The sequence below is a fragment of the Methylorubrum podarium genome (assembly GCF_022179745.1).
Classification (GTDB): Bacteria; Pseudomonadota; Alphaproteobacteria; order Rhizobiales; family Beijerinckiaceae; genus Methylobacterium; species Methylobacterium podarium.
Genome location: NZ_BPRD01000327.1, coordinates 1 through 3,978 on the forward strand (window position 1 = coordinate 1; position 3,978 = coordinate 3,978).

At 71.7% G+C, this 3,978-nt stretch carries 4 protein-coding genes; 1 reads left to right on the forward strand and 3 read right to left on the reverse strand.

What is annotated here, in order from left to right:
* The 3 genes from MFF42_RS16275 to MFF42_RS16285 all read right to left on the reverse strand — a co-directional run.
* Positions 1-616, reverse strand: a 616-nt coding sequence (locus MFF42_RS16275; RefSeq protein WP_238256678.1) for an SWIM zinc finger family protein, incomplete at its 3' end; no start/stop codon positions are given.
* A 227-nt stretch (positions 617-843) separates the two neighbouring features.
* Complete coding sequence (zwf, locus tag MFF42_RS16280) at positions 844-2,349, reverse strand: glucose-6-phosphate dehydrogenase (RefSeq protein ID WP_238256679.1); 1,506 nt, start codon at positions 2,347-2,349, stop codon at positions 844-846.
* Between the two features lie 101 nt (positions 2,350-2,450).
* The gene (locus MFF42_RS16285) at positions 2,451-3,101 is read right to left on the reverse strand and encodes an SDR family NAD(P)-dependent oxidoreductase (RefSeq protein WP_238256680.1); all 651 of its coding nucleotides are present in this window, start codon (positions 3,099-3,101) and stop codon (positions 2,451-2,453) included.
* An 82-nt stretch (positions 3,102-3,183) separates the two neighbouring features.
* Here MFF42_RS16285 and MFF42_RS16290 point away from each other — a divergent pair.
* On the forward strand, positions 3,184-3,978 hold a 795-nt coding region (locus MFF42_RS16290; protein ID WP_238256681.1), incomplete at its 3' end, for a LysR family transcriptional regulator.

Here is a 3,978-nt window from a genome sequence, read left to right on the forward strand (position 1 = left end):
GCCGCGGCGCGCCCGCCTGGGGCGCCGCGGCGACCAGTCCCGGCAGGGCGCGCACCCGGCGGGCGAGGCCCGGCGCCTGCCCGTCCACGAGGCGCCCGGCCATGCGGTCCCAGAAGGCGTAGGGCTCGGAGCGCGCGGCGGCGAGCCCGCGCCGCATCAGGTCGCGCAGCCAGAGGTCGAGTTCGTCGAGCGCCGCCGCGACCCGGTCCTCGCGGGCCTGCCGCCGCTTGGCCTGCGCCTTCTCATCGATCGGCTTGGCGGGCTCCTTCGCCCGCGTCTCGGCCGCGGCGGCGCGGCTCTCGCGCCCCTTCATCCAGGCGGCGGCCCAGTCCGGCGGCTCTGCCTCGGTGATGGGCGAGGCCGCGTCCACCAGCATCAGGCCGAGACCGTGCTTGCAGGGGAATTTCCGGCTCGGGCAGGTGCATTTCGAGGCGGGGCCGGCGAGGTCGGCCACCGTGCGGTAGGGGCTCGCCCCGCTGCCCTTGATTTCGCCCCAGATCACCGTGCCCGCCCGGCCGAGGCCAGCCCATTTCTGCGGCTTCGCCTGATCCTGCCCGGCCTTGCGGCTCGACGCGTCGGGGGCGAGATCGAGGATCTGGGCAGTCGTCAGGCTCATGCGGCGCGTGCGGCTGGATGTCCGTCAGTCGAATCGTTGGTGGACCAGATTAGACGGATCGGCTCGATGAGCAAGTTTTCCTTGTGACCCCCATTTTCGATGAGCCGGCAACCGTCTTGACGGAGGATTTTCTGAGACTGAGCTGAGAATTATTCCAGTTTATCACGTCGGATCCGATCGGGTGCCTGCGCGCGTGAATCGTTGCTGTACGGTGCGCCGGCGGGCCGTCAGCCGTGCTCGTCGGTGTTGCGCCATTCCCGCTCAAAGGGCAGGCGCCATGCCTGCGGCGCCACGAGCTGGTGGATCGATTTCGGCCCCCAGGAGCCCGGCGCGTAGAGCCGCACCGGCGGCGGCGCCTCCAGCAGCGGGGTCGAGACCTCCCACAGCCGCTCGATGCCCTCGGCCGTGGTGAACAGGGTGTGGTCGCCGCGCATGGCGTCGAGGATCAGCCGCTCGTAGGCCTCCAGCACCTCGCCCATCAGGCCGGTGTCCTTCATGTTGAACTGGAGCGAGAGCTTGTCGAGCCGCATCCCCGGCCCCGGCCGCTTGCCGTAGAAGGAGAGCGACATCTTCGAGGCGTCGGCGAGGTCGAAGGTGAGGTGGTCGGGCCCCTGCGCGCCGACGCCCGAATTGACCGGGAACATGCTTTTCGGCGGCTCGCGGAAGGCGATCGAGATGATGCGCTGCCCCTCGGCCATCCGCTTGCCGGTGCGCAGGAAGAACGGCACCCCGGCCCAGCGCCAGTTGTCGATGCGGCACTTGAGGGCGATGAAGGTCTCGGTGTCCGATTGCGGATCGACGCCGGGCTCGGATCGGTAGCCGGCATATTGCCCGCGCACCACCTCCCGCGGATCGAGCGGGAGCATGGAGCGGAAGACCTTGTTCTTCTCTTCCGAGATCGGCCCCGGTTCGAGCGAGGTCGGCGGCTCCATCGCCATGAAGCCGAGGATCTGGAACAGGTGGGTCACCACCATGTCGCGATAGGCGCCGGTCGCCTCGTAGAAGGCGGAGCGGGTGCCGAGCCCCAGGGTCTCCGGCACGTCGATCTGCACGTGGTCGATGAAGGTGCGGTTCCAGATCGGCTCGAACAGGCCGTTGGCGAAGCGGAAGGCGAGGATGTTCTGCGCCGGCTCCTTGCCGAGGAAGTGGTCGATGCGGAAGATCTGGTCCTCGGAGAACACGGCGTGCAGCCGGTCGTTGAGCGCCACCGCGCTCGCGAGATCGGTGCCGAACGGCTTCTCCATGATGATGCGCGAGCCCGCCGCCAGATCCGCCTCGGCGAGCAGGCGCACCACGGTGAGCGCGGCGGCGGGCGGCACGCTGAGATAATGCAGGCACCGGCTCTCACGGGTCCCACCCTCCTGGGTCCCACCCTCCTGGCCCAGGCTGTCCCGGGCGCGGGCCACCGCCGCCGCGAGCGCCCCGGCGCCGGCCGAGAGCGGCACGTAGTCGAGCCGTTCCGCGAAGGCGGTCCATTCCGCCTCGCCGGCTTGGCGGGTGAAGAACTGGTCGATGGCCTTGCGGGCGAGCCCGCGGAACGCCTCGACGCCGATGTCGTCGAGCGACACGCCGACGATCCGCAGATCCGGGATGAAGCCGGCCCGGTAGAGGTGGAACAGGCCGGGCAGCAGCTTGCGCTGCGAGAGGTCGCCGGTGGCGCCGACGAGGACCACGACCTGCGGCGTCTTCGGGCCGACCTCCGCTGCCAACCGTGCCGAGCGCGTGCCTGCCAAGGAGAGCCTCCCGTGGTCGCGCCGGATGCGCGCGGAGGGTGAGGTAGGGCCCGCGCGATTCGTGCCAAGCTTGCGCCGACGATCCCGCCCAGGCGTCGCCCTCAGGGCGTGTAGACCCTCTCCAGGGTCCAGCTCTCCTTCGGCTCGCCGTGCAGCTGCCAGAACCGCTCGGCCACGGCCTCCGCCTCCTTCGAGCCGGGCGAGACGAAGCCCGCGACGGTCACGGTGGCGACGTGGATGCCGTTCTCCCTGAAGCTGTCGAACAGCCCTTGGGCGAGCGCGCGGATGCCGGCCTTGCCGATGCTGAGCGAGAGGTAGTCGGGATGCGGCTGCAGCGCGAAGCCGCCGCCGGTCAGAAGGACCGTGCCGGTGCCGCGCGCCGCCATCCCCTCGGCCGCCGCCTGCACCGCGGCGAGCGCGCCGCCGACATTGACCGCGAGGTCGGCGTTGAAGGTGTCGCGCGGCTGGTCCGCGAGGCGCGCCTGCCGCATGGCGGCGGCGTTGTAGTGCAGCACGTCGATGCCGAAGGTGCTCTCGACCTCGGCGACCAGGGCCGCGACGCCGGCGGGATCGCCCGCATCGACGGTGCGGGTCTCGACCGTGCGGCCCGCGGCGCGCAGCGCGTCGGCCATGTCCCTCGTCTTCCCGTCGTTCCGGGCGCTCAGGACGATGCGGAAGCCCTCGCGGGCGAAGCGTTCGGCGGTCGCCAGACCCATGCCGGGGCCGGCGCCGATGCTGAGGAAGGTCTTCATGATGGGTCTCCTCGACGTTGCGATGGAGCCGAGGTAAGCCATGCATGGATCACGGTGAATCCAGCCGGACGGCATTTGACTCGTGCAGGACTTGCAGGAATTCTTGGAGGCCGGCGGGCTGGAGGCGCTCTCGGCCTTCGTGACGGTGGCGGAGAGCGGCAGCTTCGCCGCCGCGGCGCGACGGCTCGGGCGCGACGCCTCCGTCCTGTCGCGGCGAGTGAGCGGGCTGGAGCGGCGGCTCGGCGTGCGGCTCCTGTCGCGCACCACCCGGCGGGTGACGCTGACCGAGGCCGGGGCGCTCTATGGCCGGCGGGTGCAGGCGCTGCTCGACGAGCTGGCCGATGCCAACCGCGAGGCGAGCGACTTCGCGGCGACGCCCCAGGGGCTCGTGCGGGTCTCGCTGCCCGTCACCTTCGGCCGGATCTGGATCGCGCCGCTGCTGCCTGCCTTCCTGGCGCAGCACCCGCAGATCCGCCTCGACCTCCGGCTCAGCGACCGCTTCGTCGATGTCGTGGCGGACGGCTTCGACGTGGCGATCCGGGTCGCGGCCGGGGCGCCACGGGACAGTTCCCTCGTCACCCGCCGGATCGCCGGCTACCGCACCCTGCTGGTGGCCGCGCCGTCCTACCTCGCCGCCCACGGCACGCCGGAGACGCCCGACGACCTCGCGCGCCACGCCTGCCTCGGATTCTCCGGCCACGCCGCGTGGCCCGACTGGCCGCTGACGCGGGAGGGGGAGCGCCGCACGGTGCGCCCCGCCTGCGCCCTCGTCGCCGACCATTCGGAAGTGCCGCTCGCCGCCGCGGTCGCGGGGGCCGGCATCACCTTCACCGCCGACTGGCTCGCCGGGCCGGCGCTGCGCGAGGGACGGCTGGTC